This window comes from Azohydromonas sediminis (genome assembly GCF_003574675.1).
In the GTDB taxonomy this organism is placed as follows: Bacteria; Pseudomonadota; Gammaproteobacteria; order Burkholderiales; family Burkholderiaceae_C; genus Calidifontimicrobium; species Calidifontimicrobium sediminis.
The window spans coordinates 1-597 of sequence record NZ_QOAZ01000108.1; the positions used below are offsets into that span (position 1 = coordinate 1).

Below are 597 nucleotides of genomic sequence, written 5' to 3' on the forward strand. Positions count from 1 at the left end.
GCGCTGTGCGGCCCCAAGGGCGTGCCCGACGCTGGCCGGCGCGCCGTGCGCGGCGGCACCACCGCCAGCCAGGTCGTGCTGGGCGGCCAGCGCATCGCGGTGCGACGCCCGCGTGCACGCTCGCTGAGCGAAGGTGAACTGGCGCTGGCGAGCTTCGAGTGGGCCGCCAGCGCGGACCCGCTGGACGCCGCCACGATGGCGGCCATCGCCGCAGGCGTGTCGACGCGCCGCTACGCCAGCACCCAGGAGCCGGTGCCGGCGTCGCACCGGCCGCGCGCGGCCTCCAAGAGCGCGGTCTCGCGCCGCTTCGTGCAGCTCAGCCAGGAGCAGCTCGCGCAGTGGCTGGCAAGGCCCCTGGGCGATCTGGACCTGCCGGTGGTGATGATCGACGGCATGCACTTGCGCGACCGCGTCATCCTGCTGGCCCTGGGCATCGACGCGCAGGGCAACAAGCACGTGCTGGGGCTGCGCGAGGGCTCCACCGAGGCCACGCGCGTGGTCGCCGCGCTGCTGTCGGATCTGGTCGAGCGCGGGCTGGATGCCCAGCGCATGCGGCTGTGGGTGATCGACGGCGGCAAGGCGCTGCGCCGGGCCATC

1 protein-coding gene is annotated in these 597 nt (G+C 75.0%); it reads left to right on the plus strand.

What is annotated here, in order from left to right; translation table 11 throughout:
• Positions 1-597, plus strand: a 597-nt coding sequence (locus tag DRV96_RS17845; RefSeq protein ID WP_210757109.1) for a transposase, incomplete at both ends; no start/stop codon positions are given.